General features: G+C 68.3%; 14 protein-coding genes and 1 tRNA gene. 3 read left to right on the forward strand and 12 right to left on the reverse strand.

What is annotated here, in order from left to right; all coding sequences use genetic code 11:
* Window positions 1–10 precede the first annotated feature (10 nt).
* The 5 genes from ASG74_RS06220 to ASG74_RS06240 all read right to left on the reverse strand — a co-directional run bounded on the left by ASG74_RS06220 (window position 11) and on the right by ASG74_RS06240 (window position 6,066).
* Window positions 11–1,237, reverse strand: a complete 1,227-nt coding sequence (locus ASG74_RS06220) for an ABC transporter ATP-binding protein (RefSeq protein WP_056140300.1) — start codon at window positions 1,235–1,237, stop codon at window positions 11–13.
* Window positions 1,230–2,264: an ABC transporter ATP-binding protein gene (locus tag ASG74_RS06225; protein ID WP_056140302.1), complete on the reverse strand. Its 1,035-nt coding sequence runs from the start codon at window positions 2,262–2,264 to the stop codon at window positions 1,230–1,232. The genes ASG74_RS06220 and ASG74_RS06225 overlap by 8 nt, the downstream gene beginning before the upstream one ends.
* Before the next feature lie 16 nt (window positions 2,265–2,280).
* Window positions 2,281–3,201 (reverse strand): ABC transporter permease, encoded by a 921-nt coding sequence (locus ASG74_RS06230; RefSeq protein ID WP_056140305.1) that lies wholly within the window; start codon window positions 3,199–3,201, stop codon window positions 2,281–2,283.
* Window positions 3,194–4,123 carry an ABC transporter permease gene (locus ASG74_RS06235; protein WP_056140316.1) on the reverse strand — a complete coding sequence of 310 codons (930 nt, stop codon included), beginning with the start codon at window positions 4,121–4,123 and terminating at the stop codon, window positions 3,194–3,196. Before ASG74_RS06235 ends, ASG74_RS06230 begins: the two co-directional genes overlap by 8 nt.
* 281 nt (window positions 4,124–4,404) lie before the next feature.
* Window positions 4,405–6,066 carry a peptide ABC transporter substrate-binding protein gene (locus tag ASG74_RS06240; RefSeq protein ID WP_056140319.1) on the reverse strand — a complete coding sequence of 554 codons (1,662 nt, stop codon included), beginning with the start codon at window positions 6,064–6,066 and terminating at the stop codon, window positions 4,405–4,407.
* A 195-nt stretch (window positions 6,067–6,261) separates the two neighbouring features.
* On the opposite strand from ASG74_RS06240, the gene hisN reads away from it, so the two are divergent.
* Window positions 6,262–7,044 (forward strand): histidinol-phosphatase, encoded by a 783-nt coding sequence (gene hisN, locus ASG74_RS06245; RefSeq protein ID WP_056143218.1) that lies wholly within the window; start codon window positions 6,262–6,264, stop codon window positions 7,042–7,044.
* A 29-nt stretch (window positions 7,045–7,073) separates the two neighbouring features.
* On the opposite strand, the gene ASG74_RS06250 is transcribed toward hisN, so the two are convergent.
* The 4 genes from ASG74_RS06250 to ASG74_RS06265 form a co-directional block, all read right to left on the reverse strand.
* On the reverse strand, window positions 7,074–8,432 hold the full coding sequence (locus ASG74_RS06250) for a M16 family metallopeptidase (protein WP_056140321.1): 1,359 nt from the start codon (window positions 8,430–8,432) through the stop codon (window positions 7,074–7,076).
* Window positions 8,429–9,715, reverse strand: a complete 1,287-nt coding sequence (locus tag ASG74_RS06255; protein ID WP_056140325.1) for a M16 family metallopeptidase — start codon at window positions 9,713–9,715, stop codon at window positions 8,429–8,431. Before ASG74_RS06255 ends, ASG74_RS06250 begins: the two co-directional genes overlap by 4 nt.
* 9 nt (window positions 9,716–9,724) lie before the next feature.
* The gene (locus ASG74_RS06260; protein WP_056140328.1) at window positions 9,725–11,143 is read right to left on the reverse strand and encodes an NAD(P)/FAD-dependent oxidoreductase; all 1,419 of its coding nucleotides are present in this window, start codon (window positions 11,141–11,143) and stop codon (window positions 9,725–9,727) included.
* A gap of 262 nt (window positions 11,144–11,405) precedes the next feature.
* A tRNA-Met gene (locus ASG74_RS06265) sits at window positions 11,406–11,479 on the reverse strand.
* Between the two features lie 90 nt (window positions 11,480–11,569).
* On the opposite strand from ASG74_RS06265, the gene ASG74_RS06270 reads away from it, so the two are divergent.
* Entirely contained in the window at window positions 11,570–12,607 is a 1,038-nt protein-coding gene (locus tag ASG74_RS06270; protein ID WP_056140330.1) for an FUSC family protein, read from the forward strand.
* A gap of 34 nt (window positions 12,608–12,641) precedes the next feature.
* On the opposite strand, the gene ASG74_RS06275 is transcribed toward ASG74_RS06270, so the two are convergent.
* Window positions 12,642–15,755, reverse strand: coding sequence for a UPF0182 family membrane protein (locus ASG74_RS06275; RefSeq protein WP_056140333.1), 3,114 nt, complete (start codon window positions 15,753–15,755; stop codon window positions 12,642–12,644).
* Window positions 15,756–15,846: 91 nt separating this feature from the next.
* On the opposite strand from ASG74_RS06275, the gene ASG74_RS06280 reads away from it, so the two are divergent.
* The gene (locus ASG74_RS06280) at window positions 15,847–16,383 is read left to right on the forward strand and encodes a PPA1309 family protein (protein WP_056140336.1); all 537 of its coding nucleotides are present in this window, start codon (window positions 15,847–15,849) and stop codon (window positions 16,381–16,383) included.
* A gap of 73 nt (window positions 16,384–16,456) precedes the next feature.
* On the opposite strand, the gene ASG74_RS06285 is transcribed toward ASG74_RS06280, so the two are convergent.
* Entirely contained in the window at window positions 16,457–17,548 is a 1,092-nt protein-coding gene (locus tag ASG74_RS06285; RefSeq protein ID WP_156465304.1) for a YlbL family protein, read from the reverse strand.
* Between the two features lie 35 nt (window positions 17,549–17,583).
* Window positions 17,584–18,039 (reverse strand): molybdenum cofactor biosynthesis protein MoaE, encoded by a 456-nt coding sequence (locus ASG74_RS06290; RefSeq protein ID WP_082569561.1) that lies wholly within the window; start codon window positions 18,037–18,039, stop codon window positions 17,584–17,586.
* Window positions 18,040–18,076: the final 37 nt, after the last annotated feature.

An 18,076-nucleotide genomic window follows, 5' to 3' on the forward strand; every position in this document is an offset into this window, starting at 1 on the left:
TCTCGACCGGTCAGGCGCGGGGGTCGCGCTTCTCCGCCGGGTCGTCATCGATCATCGTGTGGATGTCGTTCGGGCGGTCCAACGGACCCTCCGACTCCCCCATGGCGTGGGAGCGGTCGGCCATGGTTGCCGCATCGGCGGGCGCCACCCCGTCATCGTCCGTGAACGCGTCCTCATCGATGACGTCGGTGGACGCGTAACGGGAGTCAGGGACGAGGTCGGAGACGTCGATCGTCTCCACGATGACCCGCGGCTCGGCGAAGTGACAGGCCGAACGGTGCGCACCTGCCCCGTCCGGGCGATCCATGAGCTCCGGGTCGTCGACCGAGCAGCGCTCCTGCGCCTTGAAGCACCGGGTGTGGAAGCGGCACCCCGACGGCGGGTTGGCCGGCGAGGGCACGTCGCCGGAGAGCACGATCTGCTCACGCTTGCCACGCATCGTCGGGTCCGGGACCGGCACCGCCGAGAGGAGTGCCTGCGTGTAGGGGTGGGTCGGCCGCTGGTAGATCTCCTCCTCGGTGCCGAGCTCGACCATCCGTCCGAGGTACATGACTCCGACGCGGTCGGAGATGTGCCGGACGACGGAGAGGTCGTGGGCGATGAAGATGTAGGACAGGCCCAGCTCGTCCTGCAGCTTCTCCATGAGGTTGATGACCTGCGCCTGCACCGAGACGTCGAGGGCCGAGACCGGCTCGTCACAGATGAGCACCTTGGGGCGCAGGGCGATACCGCGGGCGATACCGATGCGCTGACGCTGACCACCGGAGAACTGGTGCGGGTAGCGGTTGATGTGCTCGGGGTTGAGGCCCACCAGGTCGAGGAGCTCCTTGACGGCCGCCTTGCGACCACCCTTGGGCACGACGTCGGGGTGGATCTCGAAGGGCTCACCGATGATGTCGCCGACCGTCTTGCGCGGGTTGAGCGACGTGTAGGGGTCCTGGAACACGATCTGGATGTCGCGACGCAGCTTGCGCATCGCGGAGCCACCCTGCGAGTACATGTCGACGCCGTCGAAGTTCACGGTGCCCGAGGTGGGCTCCTCGAGACGCATCAGCACGCGGCCCAGCGTGGACTTGCCACAACCGGACTCGCCGACGATGCCGAGCGTCTCACCACGGTGCAGCTCGAAGGAGACGCCGTCGACCGCCTTGACGTGACCGGTCGTCGTGCGCAGGACACCACCCTTGATCGGGTAGTGCTTGTACAGGTCGTCAGCCTTCAGGATGACGTCAGCCATTGAGGACCTCCTCGGCGAAGTGGCAGGCGGACTGCTGGTTCCCGACGGTGCGCAGCGCGGGCTCCTCGGTGCGGCAGATGTCCTGGGCCATGCGGCAGCGCGGGTGGAACGTGCAGCCCGAGGGGATGCGGGTGAGGTTGGGCGGGAGCCCACCGATGGCCGCCAGCGTCTGGCCCTTCTGGTCCAGTCGCGGGATCGACTCCAGCAGCCCACGGGTGTAGGGGTGCGCCGGGTGGGCGTAGAGGTCCTCGATCCCGGCCCGCGCGACGATGCGGCCGGCATACATGACGGCAGCACGGTCGGCCACGTCGGCGACGACGCCGAGGTCGTGCGTGATGAGGATCAGGCCCATCTGGCGCTCCTCCTGGAGCTCAGCGAGCAGGGCCATGATCTGAGCCTGGACGGTCACGTCGAGCGCGGTCGTCGGCTCGTCGGCGATGAGGACTGCCGGGTCGAGCGCGATGGCCATGGCGATCATGATGCGCTGGCGCATACCGCCCGAGAACTGGTGCGGGTAGTTCTTGACCCGGTCCTTGGCTCCGGGGATCGCGACCCGCTCCATGAGGCGCACGGCCTGGGCGTACGCGTCGGAGCGGTTCATGCCCCGGTGCTGACGGAACATCTCACCGATCTGCCACCCGACCGGGAAGGTCGGGTTGAGCGAGCTCAGCGCGTCCTGGAAGATCATCGAGATCTCCGGGCCGCGCGACTTGCGGCGCTGCTCCTGGTTCATGGTCAGGAGGTCCTGGCCGCAGTAGCGGATCGCTCCGGACGGGATGACCGCAGGCGGCATGTCGAGGATGCCCATGATCGCCTGCGCGGTCACCGACTTGCCCGACCCCGACTCACCGAGGATCGCGAGGGTCTCTCCCTGACGCAGGTCGAAGGAGACGCCGTTGATCGCCCTGGCGACACCCTCGGGGGTGTGGAACTCGACGAAGAGGTCCTCGACCTCGAGGAGCAGGCCGTCGGCGCCGGCCTTGTAGTTGGACTCCGGGATGGCGGACTTGGTGGTGCTGGTGCTCACTGGTGGCTCCTCCTGCTCATCGGGACTTCGGGTCGAAGGCGTCCCGCACGGCATCGCCGAGAAGGATGAACGCCAGCACCGCGAGGCTGAGGAACAGACTGGGGAAGAAGAGGACGTGCGGGTAGGTGCGGATCGAGCTCAGCGCGTCGCTGATCGCCACACCCCAGGAGATCGCCGGAGGCGTCAGGCCGATGCCGAGGAACGACAGGGTGGCCTCCACCACGATGAAGACACCGAGGTTGATCGTCGCGACGACGATCGCCGGGGCCAGCGCGTTGGGCAGGATGTGCGAGCGGATGATCCGCCAAGGGCTCGCACCGAGGGCGCGGGCCGCCAGGACATACTCGTTGGGCTTGACCTGGAGCACGCTCGAGCGCATGAGACGCGCGATCGTGGGCCAGCCGAACACCGTGAGGACCAGGACGACCTTGCCGACCACGATGAAGTAGTTGGAGTTCGGGCCGTTCGGGAAGCTCGCCATGAAGAGGATCCCGCCGAGGATGAGCGGGATGGCGTAGAAGATGTCCGTGATGCGCGACAGGAGCGCGTCGAGCCAACGGCCGTAGAAGCCGGAGACGACCCCGATGACCCCGCCCAGGAGCAGGGTGGTCAGCGACGCCAGCACACCGACGAGGATCGACGCGCGAGCGCCGTAGATGGTGCGGGCGTAGATGTCGTAGCCCTGCGTGTCGGTACCGAACCAGTGCTCCGCACTGGGGGTGGCCCGCACGTTGCTGATGTTGCCGAAGGAGGGGTCGGTCTTGGTGAACAGGGACGGCCAGATCGACATGAGGACGAAGAGTCCGATGAGGAGGACTGCGCTCCAGAACATCGCGTTGGAGCGCAGGGAGCGCCACGCGTCCTGACCGAGCGAACGGGCCTCGCCGACCTCTTCGACGGCCGCAGGCTGCACGGTTGAGGCGACGGTGTCACTCATGGCTGATCCTCGGGTCGAGCACGCCGTAGAGCAGGTCGACGAGCAGGTTGACGAGCAGGTAGACGATGACGAGCACGGTCACCGTGGAGACGACGGCGATACCGTCGCGGGAGTTGATGCCCTTCCAGATGTAGCCACCCACTCCCTGGATGTTGAAGATGCGCTCGGTCACGATGGCACCGCCGAGGAGCGCTCCGAAGTCGGCACCGATGAAGGTGACGACGGGGATGAGGGAGTTGCGCAAGGTGTGCACACCGACGGCGCGCCGCTTCGTCAGGCCCTTGGCGACGGCCGTGCGCACGTAGTCGGCGCGCAGGTTCTCGACAAGGTTGGTCCTCGTGAGTCGCGCGACGTAGGCGACCGAGAGCGAGCCCAGCACGAACGCCGGCAGGATCAGCGAGAAGGTGGACGCCTCCAGGCTCGGCACGGTGGCGGGGAAGATTCCCCACTTGATACCGAACAGGTACTGGAGGAACACCCCGATGACGAACACCGGGATGGAGATGACGAAGAGCGTGCTCACGGTGACGAGGTTGTCGACGAACCTGCCTTTTCGCACGCCAGCGAGCACGCCTGCGAGGATGCCGATGAAGGTCTCGAAGGCGATCGCCATGATGGCGAGCCGACCGGTGATCGTGTAGCGCTTGGCCAGGTCTTCCTTGACGGGAATGCCGTAGTAGTTCGTGCCGAGGTCGCCCTGCGCGAACTTGCCGAGGTACTTGCCGTACTGGATGAGCAGCGGGTCGTTGAGGTTGTGCTCCTCGCGGAACTTCGCGACGTACTCCGCCGAGCACGGACGTTCTCCGCACTTGCCGGAGGTCGGGTCTCCGGGCAGGGCGAAGACCATGGCGAAGATGATGAAGGTTGCTCCCAGTACCACCGGGATCATCTGCAGCAGTCGCCTGACGATGTACTTGCCCATGTCACCTCCTGGGTTGCAATCGGCCCCTTCCGTGGTGACGGATGGGCGCAAACGGGACGGCAGTGGCTCGCCTCGTGATGTCTGAGAGTGGCCTCGTGGGCCAGCCAGACCTGCAACATACCTGACGGCGGGGGGGCCGTTCGGCTGGTCACAGGTGTGGGGGGCGACGGTGCCCCTGTGCCGGGGCCCATGCCCCGGCATGCTGTCGGCCTGCCGGCGAAGTGCCGGCAGGCCGACAGCCTGCTGAGTGTCGGGTCAGCTGCTCACCCGACACGGGGGAATCACTTGAGCGTGATGCTCCCGTAGTCCGGCACACCGAACGGCGTGACCTTGACGTTGGTGACCTTGTCGGACCAACCCATGGTGGTGGTGCCATACCAGAGCGGGATGGACGCCATGTCCTGGGCGAGAAGGGCCTCGGCCTCCTGGTAGAGCTTGTTCGACTCGGCGGCGTCGGTCGCAGCAGCGGCCTCGGCGAGCTTGGCGTCGAACGCCGGGTTGTTGTACTCGCCGTCGTTGGACGAGGCACCCTTGCCGTAGATCGGCGTGAGGAAGTTCTCGATCGACGGGTAGTCCATCTGCCAGCCGGTGCGGAACATGCCCTTCATCTTGTGGTCGTGGATCTGCTTGCGGAAGGTGGAGAAGTCCACGACACCGGTGGCGACACAGTCCACACCCAGGGCGTTCTTGATGCTGTTGCAGGTGGCCTCGGTCCACTCCTTGTGCGATGCGTCAGCGTTGTAGGAGAGGGTCATCTTGCCACCCTTGAAACCGCCGGCCTTCTCGAGCTGGGCCTTGGCCTTGGCGGGGTCGAACTTGCAGAACTCTCCACAGACGTCGGGCTTGTAGCCGTCGACGACCGGGGAGACCCAGCCGGTGGCGGGCTGACGCGTGCCGTTGAAGATGGCCTTGATGATGCCCTCACGGTCGATCGCCATGGAGATGGCCTTGCGGACCTCCGGCGGGTAGTTCGGGTCGACCGACTTGGGGGCGGTGGTGATCGTCTGGATGACGCCGACCGGCTTCTGGAGGTTGCGGTCCGGAAGGTCGGTCTTGTACTTGGCGTCGATCTGGGCGCTGGCCGGGATCTCGTCGGTCACGTCGAGCTGGTTGGCCAGGACGTCGGCGTAGGCAGCCCCACTGTCCTGGTAGATCTTGAACGTGATGTTGTCGACGTTGGCCTTCTTGTCGCCGCTGTAGTCCGCGAACTTCGAGAGCTTGATCTCGGCGTTCTTGGTCCAGGTGTCGAGCTTGTAGGGGCCGGCCGCGATCGGCTTGTCACCGAAGCCCTTGGGGTCGGAGAAGAACGCGTCGGGCTGGGGCGAGAAGGCCGTGTAGCCGAGGCGGACCGGGAGGTTGGAGACCTTGGCTGCCGTCTTGATCGTGAAGGTGTTGTCGTCGACGACCTTGAGGCCGGACATCTCCTTGGCCTTGGGGTCGGGTGCCTTCTGGGGCCCGTCCGGGCCGTCCGGGTCCTCGGACTGGAGGTCGGCGTAGCCCTCGATGGGCTCGAAGAAGTAGGAGCCGAGCTGGGCATTGGGACCGTAGGCGGTGTAGTTCCACGCGTCGACGAAGTTCTTGGCCTTGACGACGGTGCCGTCCTGGAACTTGTAGTCCTTCTTGAGCTTGACCGTGAAGTTCTGGTTGTCCGTGGTCTCGATCGACTCCGCGATGTCCATCTCGGGAGCAGCCGTCTCGTCGTTGTACTTGATGAGCTTGGCCGTGATGACGTCGAGCACGTTGCCACCACAGGTCTCGGACGTGTTGCCCGCGATCAGGGGGTTCTCAGGGTTGCAGCCACGAACGGAGATGGATCCGCCGGTCTTGCCGGCCGTGTCGGTCTTCTTAGCATCGTCGCTGCCGCCGCCGCCGCCGCAGCCTGCGAGAAGCAGGGCTGCCGCCGAAATGCCGGCCACGGCCACCGTGCGAGTGGTTCCTCGCATGGATGTCCTCCTACGTGTAGAGCCGTCCCAGGGAAAGTGAACGGACATCAGATGAGGGCCGGTCCCGGTCGGGGGGCCCACGCATACCTCGAACGGCACGCGGTCCCCATGTAAGACCACATCGGCGACATGCACGAGAGGCGTGACCGACCCGAGACCCGATTGTGACCGTTGCGAGCGGCTACGGTGACGGTCGTGCCGACCTATGACGACGACCTCCGACTTGCCCACGTCCTCGCGGACGCCGTCGAACGGGTGACGGTGTCTCGCTTTCGCGCCGAGGACCTGCACGTCGAGTCCAAGCCCGACCTCACCCTCGTCAGCGACGCCGACAGAAGCGCCGAGGAGCTGGTGAGGTCACAGCTCAAGCGCACGCGCCCGCGCGACGCCGTCATCGGTGAGGAGATGGAGTCGACGGGTCACGGCCCACGACAGTGGGTTCTCGACCCGATCGACGGAACCCACAACTTCGTGCGCGGCGTCCCGGTGTGGGCGACCCTCATCGGGCTGATCGATGCCGGACGCCCCGTCCTGGGTCTGGTGGCCGCACCGGCCCTCAACCGGAGGTGGTGGGCCGCTACGGGCAGCGGAGCCTGGGCGGGCCGCAGCCTCACCTCGGCCAAGCGCATCACCGTCTCGAAGGTCTCGAGCATCGGCGATGCCTCGATCTCCTACAGCTCTGCGACGTCCTGGGAGGCGGTCGGCCGCCAGGAGGCCCTGCTCGACCTCGCGCGGGACTGCTGGCGCGAACGTGCCTACGGCGACTTCTGGTCCTACATGCTGCTGGCCGAGGGAGCGGTCGACATCGCCGCCGAGCCCGAGCTCAACCTCCACGACATGGTGGCGCTCGCGCCGATCGTCACCGAGGCCGGAGGCCGCTTCACCTCCTTGAAGGGTGAGGACGGACCCTTCGGTGGCAACGCCGTGGCGACCAACGGACTGCTCCACGACGAGGTCCTGGCACGCATCGGTCTGTGACACCGCCATCTCGGGCGGGAAGCACCGCCTCAGTTGGGGACGACGGTCACCGGCCCCAGGCCGAGCCCCTCGATCCCTTCGCGGACCACCGCGGCATCACCGACGACCACGATGACCCACTCCCCCGTCACGACGTCGTTGTATGCCGTCGTGAGACGTGCGTTGTCCACGTCCCTCATGCGGCGCAGCGTGGCGGTCTGGAAGTCGAGTGGCAGGCCCTCGATGGACAGGGCCGAGGCCTCGTCGGCAACGGCGTCCGCGGTGGCGTAGCGTCCGGGGGCGGTCTGCACGACGTAGTCGACCCCGGCGCGGATCTCCTTGTCGGAGAATCCCTCTCGCGCGTGGTCGAGGATCTCGACGAGAAGCCGCAAGGCGTCCACCGTGGCGTCGGCACGCACCGATCCGGCGGTGACGAACGACCCCCCACGTGCGCGCGGCCGGAAGCTGGCGCGGATGCCGTAGGTGTAGCCCTTGTCCTCACGCAGCACGGCGTCGACGCGAGCACTCGGTGACCCGCCGACGATGAACGAGAGCACCGGGTAGGGGTCCCAGCCCGTGCTGACGGAGCGGTCGGGACCGGGGGCCGCCAGCGACAGCTCGCTCTGCACCGAACCGGGCCGGTCCACGAGCACGATGCGGGTGGCACCGCCTGCTGCCACCGGCGGACGCGCCGGGGTGGCGACCACGTGCTCGGGGTTGGCCCAGGCGCCGAGGCCCTCGGCGACCACCGCCGCAACGTCCACGTCCGCAAGGTCTCCCGCGACCACGAGGGTGGCACCCTGCGGTCCGACGTGCGCGCGGTGGAAAGCCACGACGTCCTCGCGCGTGAGGGCCCCGATGGACGCCGGCGTGCCAGCCGTGGGGCGCGAGGCCCGCTCGGTCGGGGCCCAGAGGTTCGCGGTCACCTCGCGCGCGGCGCGGTGGGGTGCGGACGCACGCTCCTGCTCGATCTCGGCGAGGCGGCTGCGCAGGATGCGCCGGACCTCTGCCTCGGGGAAGACCGGCTCGGCCACGGCCTGGCGCAGCAGGTCGAGTGCCGTGGGCAGGAAGCGCTGCGGGACGTCGAGGTCGACGCTGAGCGCGCCGTCGGTGACCGAGGCGCCGAGCACCATGCCGCTGCGCTCCATCAGCTCGGCGAACTCGTCGCTCGAGTGGCGGGCGGTGCCCTCGTCGAGCAGTCGCGCCGTCATCGACGCCACCCCCTCGCGGTCCTGGGGCTCGTCCGAGAGGGACAGGGGCACGACGAGACGCACGGAGATGACGTACTGGCCGGGGACGGCATACGAGAGAACGCGTATGCCGTTCTCCGTCACCGACTCGTCGGGCAGTGGGAACGCCCACGGTCCGGGAGGTGCGACATCGGGCCTGGGCACGGCGGCGGCGCTCATGCGACCTCCTCGCTCTCGTGGTCGGTGCGGTAGGCGATGACCGCTCGGGACTCGGGACGCAGCCACGTGGCGGCGGCGGCCTGCACCTGCTCGGGGGTCACGGCGCGCAGACGGTCCAGGTGGGTGTTGACCATCGTCGGGTCACCGTGGAGGAGCGCGTAGTGCGACAGCGCGTCGGCTCGCTCCTCCTGGCTGGCAAGCATCGACAGCCAGCCACGCTCGGCCTGCGCCAGCGCGGCGTCCATCTCGGCATCCGTGGGGCCCTCGAGGGCGAACGTCTCGAGCTCCTCCAGCACCGCGGCCTCCACGTCGTCGGCGTCGGCGTCGGAGTCCACGTCGACGACGATGAACCCCAGCGAGACGCCGTCCACGAAGCCCCAGGAGGTGGCGTGTGCACCCAACGCGGTCTGCTCCTTGCGCACGAGGCGTCGCACCAGTCGTGAGGACGCGAGCCCGCCCAGTGCATCGAGGGCAAGGCTCGCGGCGCTGAACTCCTCCGTCTCGTCGACGGGGAGCCGGAAGGCGATGTGCAGCCGGTCGTTGGGCACGGACTCGCGCCGCTCGACCCTGACCGGTCGGGTGAGCGGCGGGAGGGCGTCGACCGCCTCCCGCCGGGGCTCGGGTCGAGGAACGATGGAGCCGAAGTACCGCTCCACGAGGGCGAATCCGTCGTCTGGGGTGACGTCACCACACAGGGTGAGGACGGTGTTGTCGGGCGCGTAGTGGCGCCGGAAGAACTCGTGGACGTCCTCGACGCTGGCGGCGTCGAGGTCCTCCATCGAGCCGATCGTGGAGTGGTGGTAGGGGTGCCCCGGCGGGAAGACCGCGGCATAGACGTCGATGAGCGCGTTGCCGTAGGGCTGGTTGTCGTAGCGCTGGCGCTTCTCCTCCTTGACCACGTCACGCTGGTTGTCGAGGTTGGCCTGGTTGACGGCATCGAGGAGGTGTCCGTGCCGGTCGGCCTCGAGCCAGAGAGCGAGCTCGAGCGCTCCCTTGGGGATCGTCTCGAAGTAGTTCGTGCGGTCGAACCAGGTCGTGGCGTTGAGCCGGCCACCCTGGGCCATCAACGCCTCGAAGTGCTCGCCGCTCGCCACCTGCCGCGAACCCTGGAACATGAGGTGCTCGAAGAGGTGCGCGAAACCGGTGCGGCCCACGCTCTCGTGGCGCGACCCGACCCCCACCCAGATGTTGACGGTGACGTTGGGGACACTGAGGTCCGGGGAGACGACGACACGCAGACCGTTGGGCAGCGTGCGCTCGTGCACCGGGTAGTCGAGCGGCATGACGCCACCCTACGTGGCGCGGCGCAGCCTCTCGTCGGTCGACGGCACGGAGTCGGTGGGCTCGGGGGCCGCGACCGGAGCAGCATGGTCGGACTCGACCAGCGGCAGCCTCGGCAGGTCCTCCGGCGGCAGCTTGCGCATGATGTTGCGGGCCAGGATCTGCTGGGCCGTGACCGTGCGCTCCGACCGGCCGCGGCCGATGAAGCTCACCATCCAGTGCAGCAGGGTGGTGATGCGCTGCTTGAAGCCGATGAGGTAGACGATGTGGATTCCGAGCCACAGCACCCACGCGAGGAACCCCGAGAAGCGCAGCTTCCCGACGCTGGCGACGGCGCTGAAGCGGGAGATCGTGGCCATCGACCCCTTGTCGAAGTAGGAGAAGGCCTCCGGAGCGGGCTTGTCGTCGAGGCGCGCCTTGAGGTGCTTCGCGGCGTAGCGAGCGCCCTGGATGGCCACCTGCGCGACGCCGGGAAGGTTGTCGAGGGCAGCCATGTCGCCGACGACGTAGACGTCGGGCCGACCCGGGAGGGTGAGGTCGGGGTTGACCTTGACCCGCCCCGCACGGTCGAGCTCTGCGTCGGACTGGTCGGCGAGCATGGCTCCGAGCTCGGAACCCTGCACGCCAGCGGCCCAGACCTTGGTGGCCGCCTCGATGCGTGCGTGGCTCCCGTCGGCCTTCTCGATGTCGATACCGGTGGAGTCGACGCCGACCACCTTGGTGCCGAGCTCGACGTCGACACCCATCTCCGTGAGGCGTCGCTTGGCCGCGTCGCCGAGACGGTCACCGAAAGCCTGCAGGACCTGTGGCGCGGCGTCCAGCAGCAGGATGCGCGCCTGGCGGGTGTCGATGGTCTTGAAGTCGCGGTTGAGGGTGCGCTGGGCCAGCTCGGCGATCTGACCGGCCATTTCGACGCCGGTGGGACCGGCACCGACGACGACGAAGGTGAGGTAGCGGTCGCGCTCGGCCGGAGACGTTGCCAGCTCGGCCCACTCGAACGCACCGAAGATGCGGCCGCGCAGCTCGAGCGCGTCGTCGATGCTCTTCATCCCGGGGGCGTACTCGGCGAACTGGTCGTTGCCGAAGTAGGACTGGCCGGCCCCTGCCGCGACGAGGAGCGTGTCGAAGGGGGTCACCGTCTGGCGGCCCAGCACGTCGCTCGTCACCGTCTTGGCCTCGAGGTCGATACCCGTGACCGTGCCGAGGATGACCCGGGCGTTCTTCTGGCGGTGGAGGATCTCCCTGGTGGTCGGCGCGATCGCGCCCTCGGAGAGGATGCCGGTCGCCACCTGGTAGAGCAGGGGCTGGAAGAGGTGGTGCGTGGTCTTGGCCACGAGGGTGACCTCGATGTCGTCACGACGCTTGAGTGCCTGGGTTCCGAAGAGCCCGCCGAAGCCGGAGCCGATGACGACGACACGATGCGGGGCCATGCTGTGCCTCCTGGACACGTCCGCGTGCAGTCACGCGGGTGCTGGATTCAAGAAACGGCGAGTCGTCCGGGACGACACGCCGTTGTGGTGTGATCGCGACCAAGCCGACTTGGTTGCTGGGCAATTCTATCGGATCTCGGCCTCCCGTCTCGCCACAGGCAGTCACACTGCATGTTCCGGGCGCCCAACACCTCCCGGCGGACCGAGGAACGGCAAAGGCCCTCTCCTGCAAGGAGAGGGCCTTTGACCTGCTGCTGAGAAGTAGCGGGGGCAGGATTTGAACCTGCGACCTCCGGGTTATGAGCCCGGCGAGCTACCGAGCTGCTCCACCCCGCGTCGGGTGAGTGACCTTGCGGCCTCTCGGTAGCCCTAGGTTACGTGACGGCGGCTGGTGCACCAAATCCACCTCGATGCGACGATGGGAGCATGTGGAGCGATGGCCGGGACAGCACCTCCCGACCACCCACCCTCGACTTCGCCTGGCCTGACCTCCTGCGACTGAACCCGGTTCCCGCGGGTTCACACCGGGTGGCCGTGCGTGCCGGTCTCAGCGTCGCCGTGCCGCTGCTCGCCGTCGTCCTGCTCGACCGCACGCCGTGGGCTGCCTACGCCGCCTTCGGTGCGTTCACCTCGCTCTACGGCCGCAACCACGTGCACCTCCCCCGGGCCGTCATGCAGGCCACCGCTGGAGCGGCACTCGTGACCTCCGTGACCTTCGGCGCCGTGCTCGCTGCGCTGCAGGCAGGCCCTTGGGGTCTCGTGGCGGGGACCATCGTCATCACCGTCCTCGGCTCCCTCGTGTCCGGCGTCTTCGACTGGCACCCCTCGGGCCCGCTGTTCATGATCTTCGGGCTGGGCACGGTCGCGTCCGGCTCCGGGCAGTGGTCCGAGGTCCCGGTGGCCTTGGCGGTCAGCGCAGCCAGCGCACTCCTCGCCGTGGTCATCGGCAATGTCGGCGCGGTGATCGGTCGCGTCCCGAGCCAGACCCGGCCGCGGCTGCGCGCGCCGGGGGGACCGGACCCTGTGCGCTACCTGCTTGCCGTGGGTGCCGCGGGCACCATCGCCACCCTGCTGGGCATCGGTCACCCGTGGTGGGCCATGGTTGCGGCGGCGGCCCCCCTCAGCGTGCGTGGCCGCTCACACCAGGCCCTGCGCGCCGGGCACCGCATCGCCGGAACGCTCCTTGGACTGCTCACCAGCGTCCCACTGCTGCTGCTGGAACTCGACCCCGTCCCACTCGTGCTCGTGGTCGTCGTGCTCCAGGTCGTCACCGAGCTCCTCGTCGGGCGCAACTACGGCTTCGCGCTGCTCGTCATCACGCCCATGGCGCTGCTCATGGGCCAGCTCGGCAGCACGCAGTCCACGACCGGGCTGCTCTTCGACCGCGGGGTCGAGACCGTCATCGGCGCGGTGGTCGCCATCGCGCTCCTGGCAGCAGAGAACCGCCGCGCCCACCAGTGGTGAGCGCGGCGGCCTCGAGATACGGGGCGCTTCGCCGTCAGGGACTCGGCGTCGGCGTCGACGTCGGGCTTGCCGAACTGCTCGGCTTGGGTGCGATCGTGAGCTGCGGAGAGAGCTCCGCCGCCCGTGCGATGGCGTCCTGCAGGTCCTTCTGCGCTGCTCCGTATGCCGCGAAGTCGCCCTTCTTGAGTGCGGCCTGACCCGCTGCGTTGGCGGCCTCGATGTCCCGGATGACCTCGGCCAGCTGTGCGCTCGGAGCCGTCGTGGGCGTCCCGGTACCCGTGCCCGGAGGTGTCGTGACCTCCGGAACGGTTCCGCTGTCTCCGGCATCTGCACCGGAGTTGCCGCCGAAGAGGCCGTCGAGCGCCTGGTCGAGAGTCTCTCCCCACGCGATCTTCTTGCCGAAGACCGCGACGGTGGCCTTGTTCTGCGGGAACGACCCACCCTCACGGGATGCCTGGACGTACATGGGCTGCACATAGAGCAGTCCCTCACCCACGGGCAGGGTCAGCAGGTTGCCGTAGGTCAGCTGCTTGCCCGACTGACGGTTCTGCGCGATGAACTGGCTGAGGTTGAGCGGTTCGGTGGGGCTCTGGGAGCGCGCCGTCGAGACCTCGATCTGGTTCTGTACCTGACCGGGCCCGTCAACGGCCGAGTTGCGTGGCAGCTCGAGCAGCCGCATCGAGCCGTAGCTGCCAGCGGGCTTGCCTGCGGTCGAGCCGGCGTCAGCATCCACCGCCAGGAAGCCACGCAGGATCTCACGGCCAGAACCCTTGGGGATGAACGTCGTCGTCAATGAGAACGCCGGGCTCGTCTGGTCCGGCATCGCGAGCGACTGGTAGTAGACCGGCTGGTCCTGGGTGGCATGCGTCGGGTCCTTGGGAACCTGCCAGAAGTCACCACCGCCATAGAACGAGTTCGCGTCGGTGACGTGATAGCTCGCCAGCAGCTGGCGCTGGACCTTGAACAGGTCCTGCGGGTAGCGCACGTGCGACATGAGCTGCGAGGACATCTCCGACAACGGGGACACCGAGCCCGGGAAGGCCTTGCCCCACGCCTTGAGGATGGGGTCGTTGGTGTCCCAGCCATACAGCTTGACCGAGCCGTCGGCCGCATCGACGGTGGCCTTGACCGAGTTGCGGATGTAGTTGACCTGTCCCGCCCCGGTGACCACAACCCGCGAGGTCTCGCTCACGGAGTCGGCCGTCGCGGTGCTGAGATCGGTGAGACGGCTGTTGGGGTAGCGCGCGGTGGTGGTGTAGCCGTCGACGATCCACTTCACCCGCCCGTCGACCACCGCCGGGTAGGCGTTGCCGTCGACGGTCAGCCACGGTGCGACCCGCTCGACGCGCTCACGGGGCATCCGGTGGTCGAGGATCCGGGAGTCCGAGTTGACGGCATTCGACAGGAGGAACTTCGGCTCGCGGTACTTGATCGCATAAGCCACCTTGCGGATGAAGGAGCCGATCTTGACTCCCCCGTTGCCGTCGAAGGTGTTGTTGGTCTGGCCGCCTCCGCCCTTGTCGTCAGGGAAGTCGAACTCCAGCGGCTTGGCGCCCTTGGGGGCACCCACGATCGAGTAGGTCGGTGACTGCTCGCCGAAGTAGATCCGGGGGTCGTACTCGGCTCCCGCCGGGCCCTTGGTCGAGAAGCCGCTCGAGAAGAACTGCGGGTCACCTTCACTCGTTCGACGGTTGCCGTAGGCACCGATGAAACCGAACCCGTGCGTGTAGACAGTGTGGTCGTTGAGCCAGTTGCGCTGGTCCGCAGGGACACCGTCGAGGTTGAGCTCGCGCACGGCCACGATCGAGTCGCTCTTCTTGCCGTCGACGGTGTAGCGGTCGACGTCGAGGATGTCGGGGAACGCGTAGTACTGACGCAGACCCTCGAACTGGCGGAACGTCGGAGAGACCACATTGGGGTCGACGAGCCGGACACCCGGGATGGTCTCGGCGTCGGCCCGTAGCTGGCCTGGCTCCGCATCGGTGGTGGCGGCGTAAGGGGTCTTCTCGATGCCGTCGATGGCGAAGGCAGCCCGGGTGGCGTTGATGTTGCGCTGGATGTACTTGGACTCGAGCGACTTCTCTGACGGACTGACCTTGAGCGACTGCACCGCGGCTGGATAGATGCCGCCGGCGACGACGGAGAGCACCGTGAGCAGCCCGACACCGATGAGCGGCAGGCGCCAGCTGCGGGTCCAGATCGAGGCGATGAAGAAGCCGGCACACATCACCGTCGCCACGGCGAGAATGGCCTTGATGGGCAGCACGGCGTTGGCATCGGTGTAGGTGATGCCGGTGATGAGCTTGGAGTCATGGGTGGTCAGGCTGTAGCGACCCAGCCAGTAGGCAGCCGCCCGCACCAGGGCGAGGAGCGAGGCGATCGTCGCGATCTGGATGAAGGCCGCCCGGGTCGTTGTGCCCCGGCCCGGCAGCTGCAGGCCTCCGTAGACGTAGTGCGTGAACGCCGCCGCGATGAGCGCGAGCAGCAGCACGACGGTGAAGAAGCTGACGAGGAAGTGCAGCCACGGCAGCGTGAAGACGAAGAAGCCGACGTCGAGCTTGAACTGGGGGTCCTTGGTCCCGAAGGGGACGGCGTTGCGCCACAGCAGGAACGTGCGCCACGCTCCCATGGCTGCGGCGCCGGCGAGGAGCCCGAGGACCGAGGGAACGACGATCGTGGCCAGGCGGCGGAGGGGGTCCAGGACCTGGCGGTACTGGTCGAGGACCTGCGCCGAGGGCGAGGGCATGATGCGCAGCGGCCTGTTGCGGAAGGCGATGACGAGACTGGCCCCGACGGCACCGGCCGTGACGATGAAGGCTGCGACGAAGAGGAGCACACGGGTGCCCAGCTCTGTGAGGAAGACGCCACGGAACCCGACGGACTCGAACCACCACAGGTCCGTGAGGATGCCGGAGATCATGAGGGCGATGATGACGAGCCCGGCGAGAATGGCCAGGGTCGTCCCGAGGGGTCCCCTCTTGGGGGGCGTGCCCACTCCACCTGGACGCACCCGACCGCCGAACCCTGCCGCTCCGGCCCCTGGGCCGCCGGGACGAGGTGGGCGCCCCGAGTCGCTGGGCCCGGTCGAGCCGGTCCCCTTGTCTGCGTCGTCGGGGTCGATCCCGTCGAACCACTCTGGCCGGCTCACTTGTCGCTGACTCCACGTCCGTACTTCCCCGGGCCGCGCCCGGGCTGGAGGTCAACCTATCCCGGCCACCTGAGTGCGGCACGATGGCCTCGTGAATTCAGCCGCCCAGCCCGTGACCGACCCACTCGCCCTCGCCGCTCTCGACACCGAGCGCCACGTCGCATCGTCGGGCTGGGACCAGGGTCCCCGCCTCTTTGCCCTGGTGCCGACGGAGGACCTCCTGCGGCGAGAGCCGCACCTCGCAGCCGGACTGACGGTGTCCGACCAGATCGCCGGCGCCCTCACCGCGGTCGAGCAGGAGGAGCTGCCCGAGACGGACTCGATCGAGTCGTTGCTGGGGCAGATCGCGTGGCCCGACAGCGTCGAGGGCTGCGCCATCGTCGTGGAGCGCCTCGTCGTCCCGCCCGAGGCGGAGCGCGACCTGCCGGCCGACCGCGAGGCGGCTCTGACGGCGCTCGCCGAGCACCCCGGTCGACGGGATGTCAGGCTGCTCGCCGCAGTGACCCGCGACGGTCGCAGCATCTGCCTGCTCCGCCAGCGCGAGCACGACCGCGACGACCGGGTCGCCACGGGGAGCGACATCGCCCCCGGCCTGGTGGCCGCCCTGCGGGCCACGTTCACCGACTGATTGCCCGTTCGGCCAGTTGGACCGGGCCCCGACCACCCACTGGCACACGGGCAGTCACTGGGTCAGTGGGAGGTCAGCAGCCCGGGAGAGTGTCGGCCTTGTCGGCGGCGATCGCCTTGACGGCGCCGAGGGCGTCGTTGAAGCTGCCGATCCTCACCACCGTGAGGCCGTCGGGGACGTGCCCCTTGACCTCGTCGCAGTTGTCGGTGGGCGCCAGGAAGTAGTCCGCTCCACCGTCACGGGCTCCGTGGAGCTTCTGCCGGATGCCACCGATGGGACCCACGGACTCGTCGGGCTCCATCGTTCCCGTCCCGGCAATGCGCTTGCCCGCCGTGAGGTCCCCGGGAGTGAGGAGGTCGTAGACCGCGAGGGTGAACATCGTGCCGGCAGAGGGACCCCCGACCCCACCGGAGTCGATGGTGACGTCGACCGGGAGGTCGTAGTTCCGCCCGAGCAGGACGCCGATGACCGTGGTTCCGCGGTTGTCGCGGGTCGTCACCGAGACCGACGTGTCCACGCCGTCGCGCTTGACGACGACCGGGACCGTGCTGCCCGGCTTCTGCGAGCGCACGGCGGCCTGCACTGCTGCGGCATCCGGGGTGCGCTGGCCCGCGACCGAGACGAACTCGTCGCCCGGCTCGAGGACACCCTTGGCGGGAGAGCCGTCCGGCACCCGCGAGACCGTGACGCGCTCGGGCACGACGTGCCCGGTCTCGCGCAGGGCGATCGCTGCAGCGACCTCCTGCGAGTTGACCATCTCGGCGGTGTTCTCCTGCTGGACCTCCTCGCGAGTCGCCTTCTGGGGATAGATCTCCTCGCGCGTGAAGACCTCTTCATCGTCACGCACCGCCGCGGTCACGAGGTCGAAGATGTCGACCCGCACACCCGGGCCACCGTCGACACGGACCGTGGTGAAGTCGAGCGCTCCCTTGGCCGGATAGGTGCGCTCCCCCTTGATCTCCACGATCGGCTTGCCGTCCAGCTGGCCCAAGGTGTTGGTGATCGGACCGGGCGACAGCACGACATAGGGCAGGGAGACGAAGGACAGACCCACCCCCAGGGCGATGACCACGAAGAGGCCGATGACGAGGAAGGAGCTGCGCCGGCTCACGGCGTAGGGGCCGGGTTGAGGCGCGGCGAGGTCGTGCGGGGCACGAGGTTCCATCCTTCCGCTCCCGTGAGCAGAGGGATCGAACGAGGTCACGGCATACCCACCCATTCGGTGGCGCCATCGCCGAGGTGCTGCTGCTTCCAGATCGGGACCTCGGCCTTGAGGGTGTCGATGAGGTCTCGGCACGCGGCGAACGCAGCCCCCCGGTGGGGCGCGGAGGCCGCGACCACCACGGCCACGTCACCGACCGCCAGGTGGCCGCTGCGGTGAAGAGCCGCGAGGCGGACGGCACCGGAGCGCTCCGCCACGAGGGTCGCCACCTCGTGCAGGCGGGTCTGCGCGGTCGGGTGCACGGAGTAGTCCAAGGCGTCGACGCCCTGGCCCCGGTCGTGGTCCCGCACGACTCCGACGAAGAGGGTGATGCCACCGCAGGTCGGGTCCTGGACGGCCGCGAGGACCTCGTCGACCGAGAGGGGGTCCTCACGGATCTGCGCGAGGGCCACCGTGCCCGGCACTGCGCCGGCGCCCGTCTCGTCGTTCTCCACACGTTCCTCCTCGGAACTATCCCCGGGTCATCCGTGG

Origin of the sequence: Knoellia sp. Soil729, from assembly GCF_001427985.1 — a bacterium.
Classification (GTDB): Bacteria; Actinomycetota; Actinomycetes; order Actinomycetales; family Dermatophilaceae; genus Knoellia.

Excerpts from the sequence above, each read along its gene's own strand:
- ASG74_RS06220 (WP_056140300.1), bottom strand. The coding sequence starts at position 1,237 with ATGGCTGACGTCATCCTGAAGGCTGACGACCTGTACAAGCACTACCCG.
- ASG74_RS06230 (WP_056140305.1), bottom strand. The coding sequence starts at position 3,201 with ATGAGTGACACCGTCGCCTCAACCGTGCAGCCTGCGGCCGTCGAAGAG.
- ASG74_RS06235 (WP_056140316.1), bottom strand. The coding sequence starts at position 4,123 with ATGGGCAAGTACATCGTCAGGCGACTGCTGCAGATGATCCCGGTGGTA.
- ASG74_RS06240 (WP_056140319.1), bottom strand. The coding sequence starts at position 6,066 with ATGCGAGGAACCACTCGCACGGTGGCCGTGGCCGGCATTTCGGCGGCA.
- ASG74_RS06250 (WP_056140321.1), bottom strand. The coding sequence starts at position 8,432 with ATGAGCGCCGCCGCCGTGCCCAGGCCCGATGTCGCACCTCCCGGACCG.
- ASG74_RS06255 (WP_056140325.1), bottom strand. The coding sequence starts at position 9,715 with ATGCCGCTCGACTACCCGGTGCACGAGCGCACGCTGCCCAACGGTCTG.
- ASG74_RS06260 (WP_056140328.1), bottom strand. The coding sequence starts at position 11,143 with ATGGCCCCGCATCGTGTCGTCGTCATCGGCTCCGGCTTCGGCGGGCTC.
- ASG74_RS06270 (WP_056140330.1), top strand. The coding sequence starts at position 11,570 with ATGTGGAGCGATGGCCGGGACAGCACCTCCCGACCACCCACCCTCGAC.
- ASG74_RS06285 (WP_156465304.1), bottom strand. The coding sequence starts at position 17,548 with ATGGAACCTCGTGCCCCGCACGACCTCGCCGCGCCTCAACCCGGCCCC.